The 3885-nt window shown below is 70.7% G+C and carries 4 protein-coding genes; 3 read left to right on the top strand and 1 reads right to left on the bottom strand.

The window, feature by feature from the left end; translation table 11 throughout:
* Together AB3X43_RS02880 and glpK are read left to right on the top strand one after the other, a co-directional pair.
* Window positions 1-595, top strand: a 595-nt coding sequence (locus AB3X43_RS02880) for a DeoR/GlpR family DNA-binding transcription regulator (RefSeq protein ID WP_369428381.1), incomplete at its 5' end; no start/stop codon positions are given.
* A 32-nt stretch (window positions 596-627) separates the two neighbouring features.
* Window positions 628-2121: a glycerol kinase GlpK gene (gene glpK, locus AB3X43_RS02875; RefSeq protein ID WP_369428380.1), complete on the top strand. Its 1494-nt coding sequence runs from the start codon at window positions 628-630 to the stop codon at window positions 2119-2121.
* A gap of 6 nt (window positions 2122-2127) precedes the next feature.
* On the opposite strand, the gene nadC is transcribed toward glpK, so the two are convergent.
* Window positions 2128-3000, bottom strand: a complete 873-nt coding sequence (gene nadC, locus AB3X43_RS02870) for a carboxylating nicotinate-nucleotide diphosphorylase (RefSeq protein ID WP_369428379.1) — start codon at window positions 2998-3000, stop codon at window positions 2128-2130.
* Window positions 3001-3104: 104 nt separating this feature from the next.
* On the opposite strand from nadC, the gene AB3X43_RS02865 reads away from it, so the two are divergent.
* A partial coding sequence (locus tag AB3X43_RS02865) for a LysR family transcriptional regulator (protein WP_369428378.1) occupies window positions 3105-3885 on the top strand: 781 nt, incomplete at its 3' end.

The following is a 3885-nucleotide window of genomic DNA, read 5'->3' as shown; positions in this document are numbered from 1 at the left end:
GCGCCTGCCCGGCTCGACCACCGAAAACCTGGCCTACCGCCAGCGCGAGACGCTCAACGCCGAGGGCAAGCAGCGCATCGCCCGCGCCATTGCCCGCGCCGTGCCCGAGGGCTGTTCGCTGCTGCTCAACATCGGCACCACCACCGAGGCCGTCGCGCGCGAACTGCTGCAGCACCGCGGCCTGCGGGTCATCACCAACAACCTGAACGTGGCCGGCATCCTGTGCGACAACCCGGACTGCGAGGTGATCGTGGCTGGTGGCGTCGTGCGTCCGCGGGATCGGGGTGTGATCGGCGAGGCGGCGGTCGACTTCATCCGCCAGTTCAAGGTGGACATCGGCCTGATCGGCATCTCCGGCATCGAGGCGGACGGCACGCTGCGCGACTTCGACTACCGCGAGGTGACGGTGGCGCGGGCCATCATCGCCCAGTCGCGCGAGGTCTGGCTCGCGGCCGACCACGCCAAGTTCAACCGCCCGGCGATGGTCGAAGTGGCCCGCTTCGCCGATCTCGACCGCCTCTACACCGACAGCGCGCCACCCGAGCCGTTTCCCGCCCTGCTGGCCGATGCCGGCCTCCAGTGCGAGATCGCCTGACGCTGCGGCCCGCAAGGAACAGGACTTTCCCCATGCCGTACCTCCTCGCCCTCGACCAGGGCACTTCCAGCTCCCGCAGCATCGTCTTCGACGAGCGCGGCCACATCGTCGCGCAGGCGCAGCGCGAGTTCCGCCAGATCTTCCCGCAGCCGGGCTGGGTCGAACACGATCCGGACGAACTCTGGTCCTCGCAGCTCGCCACCGCCCGCGAGGCGCTGGCGGCGGCTGGCCTGACAGCCCGCGACATCGCCGCCATCGGCATCACCAACCAGCGCGAGACCACGCTGCTGTGGAACCGCCGCACCGGCCGGCCGCTGCACAACGCCATCGTCTGGCAGGACCGGCGCACCGAGCCGCTGTGTGCCCGCCTGCGCGACGAGGGCCGCGCCGACGAGATCCGCGCCAGCACCGGGCTGGTGATCGACCCGTACTTCTCCGGCACCAAGCTGCGCTGGCTGCTCGACCACGTGCCCGGCGCGCACCTGGCGGCGGCCCGGGGCGAACTGGCGTTCGGCACGGTCGACACCTGGCTGCTGTGGCAGTTGACCGGCGGGCGGGTGCACGCCACCGACGTGAGCAACGCGTCCCGCACGATGTTGTTCGACATCCGCCACAACCGCTGGGACAGCCACCTGCTCGGCCTGCTGCACATCCCGGACAGCGTGCTGCCGCAGGTGCTGCCGTCGAGCCACGTCTACGGCGAGACCGAGCCGGACCTGTTCGGCGCACCGATCCCGGTCGCCGGCATCGCGGGGGACCAGCAGAGCGCGCTGTTCGGCCAGGCGTGTTTCACGGCCGGGCTGGCCAAGAACACCTACGGCACCGGTTGCTTCCTGCTGATGCACACCGGCACGCAGCATCCCGTGTCGCACAACGGCCTGCTGACGACGAGCGCTGCACAGACGGGCGCCACACCGGAGTTCGCGCTCGAAGGCAGCGTCTTCATCGGCGGCGCGGTGGTGCAGTGGCTGCGCGACGGGTTGAACGCGATCCGCGGCAGCGGCGAGGTGCAGGGACTGGCCGAGAGCGTGCCGGACGCGGGCGGCGTGGTGTTCGTGCCGGCCTTCACCGGATTGGGCGCACCTTATTGGCAGCCGGATGCCCGAGGTGCCATCGTCGGCCTGAGCCGGGGCACGACGATCGCGCACATCGCCCGCGCGGCCCTGGAGAGCATCGCCTTCCAGAGCACCGCGCTGCTGCAGGCGATGAGCCGCGACGCGGTGGCCAACGGCGGCGCAGCCGTGACCGAGTTGCGCGTGGACGGCGGCGCCTGCGTCAACGACCTGCTGATGCAGTTCCAGGCCGATCTGCTCGGCATCCCGGTCGTGCGTCCGCAGGTGACGGAGACGACGGCACTCGGTGCGGCCTACCTCGCCGGACTGGCGAGCGGCGTCTGGCGCAGCCGGGACGAGTTGTCCGCGCAGTGGCGGGTGGAGCGCCGCTTCCTGCCGACGATGGCGCGCGACCGGGCCGAGACGCTGATGGCGCAGTGGGCGCGTGCCGTGCGGCAGACGCTGGCGGTGTAGCTCCGCTCAGCCCAGCACGCGCATCGACAGGTCGATCGCGTGCACATCCTTGGTCAGCCGGCCGATCGAGATGCGGTCCACGCCGGTGGTGGCGATCTCGCGGACCGTGGTCATGTCCACACCACCGGAGACTTCCAGCAGCGCCCGCCCGGCGTTGAGCGCCACGGCGGCGCGCATGTCGTCGAACGAGAAGTCGTCGATCAGCACGCTGGTGGCGCCGGCCTGCAGCGCCTCCTGCAGCTCGGCGAGGTTCTCGACCTCGATCTGGATGGTGACGTCCGAGTGCAGCGCCTGGGCCGCCCGCAGTGCACCGGCCACACTGCCTGCGCTGGCGATGTGGTTCTCCTTGATCAGGATGCCGTGCCAGAGCGCCAGCCGCTGGTTGGCACCACCACCGACCCGCACCGCGTACTTCTGCGCCTGGCGCAGGCCCGGCAGCGTCTTGCGCGTGTCGAGCACCAGGCAGCCGCGGGGGTTGGGCGACAGGCCGGCGATGGCGTCCACATAGCTGCGTGTCACGGTGGCCACGCCCGAGAGCATCTGCAGGAAGTTCAGCGACGAGCGCTCGGCGCCGAGCAGGGCACGGGCGTTGCTGCGGATGCGGCAGACCTCGGTGGTGGCGGTGAAGGTGTCGCCATCCGACAGGAACCACTCGACCTGTGCCGCCGGGTCGCAGGCCAGCACGCAGGCGTCGAACCAGTCCCGGCCACACAGCACGCCATGTTCCTTGGCCATCACGCGGGCGTGCACCTGGCGCTCGCCGGGGACCAGCATCGCGGTCCAGTCGCAGCGGCCGATGTCTTCGTGGAGGGCGTCACGCACATTGCGCTGGCGCGCGGCTTCGAGGGTTTCGTTGTCGTCGAAGGTCAGGGTGGACATGGTGCAACCGTCTGGGGCAGGTGAGGGAGAAGGGGCCGAGCGTATCAGGCTGTGCCGGCCGGCATACTGACGTCCCGCATCCGACTGCCCACCCTGGCGCCACCATGGACCTCAAGCAACTCGACTACTTCGTGCATGTCGCGGAACACCAGAGTTTCAGCAAGGCCGCGCTGGTGCTGGACATCGCGCAGTCGGCGCTGAGCCGGCAGGTGCGGGCGCTGGAGATCGAGCTGCGCGAGACGCTGCTGCTGCGCAACGGCCGCGGCGTGGTGCTGACCGAGGCAGGGCAGCGTCTGTTCGAGCACAGCGTCGGCATCCTGCAGCGGGTGCAACTGGCGCGTGACGAGATGGCCGCGACCCGGGATGAGCCGCTGGGCCGGATCACCGTGGGCCTGCCGCCCACCATCGGCCGGCAGCTCACGATGCCGTTGATCGACGGTTTCCAGCGCCGCATGCCGCAGGCGCAGCTGGCGATCGTCGAGGGCCTGTCGACGCACATCACGGAGTGGATCACCTCGGGCCGCGTCGATCTGGGCCTGCTCTACAACCCCGAGGCGCATCCGTCGCTGGAGATCACGCCGGTGCTGGAGGAGCGGCTGTGTCTGGTGCAGCGGCTGGCGCCCGGCGAGCTGCAGGCGCGTGCGCCGGTGCCGCTGGCGGAGCTGGCGGCGGTGCGGTTGGTGCTGCCCGAGCGTGCGCACGTCATCCGGCGCCTGCTCGACACGCAGGCGATGCTGGTCGGCCTGACGCTCGACATCGCGTGGGAGGTGTCCAGCGTCGCGTCCATCATCGATCTGGTCTGCGCCCGCTACGGGCAGGCGGTGCTCACGGCCAGCGCGGTGGCGGCGTCGGGGCGGGCGGACGAGCTGTCGGTGCGGCCGATCA

It is taken from the genome of Sphaerotilus sp. (genome assembly GCF_041083715.1).
In the GTDB taxonomy this organism is placed as follows: domain Bacteria; phylum Pseudomonadota; class Gammaproteobacteria; order Burkholderiales; family Burkholderiaceae_C; genus Sphaerotilus.
The sequence above is the reverse complement of the archived record's forward strand: the minus strand, read 5'-3'. Positions and strand labels throughout refer to the sequence as shown.

Coding starts and splice junctions, on each gene's coding strand:
- nadC (WP_369428379.1), bottom strand. CDS start 3,000: ATGTCCACCCTGACCTTCGACGACAACGAAACCCTCGAAGCCGCGCGC.
- glpK (WP_369428380.1), top strand. CDS start 628: ATGCCGTACCTCCTCGCCCTCGACCAGGGCACTTCCAGCTCCCGCAGC.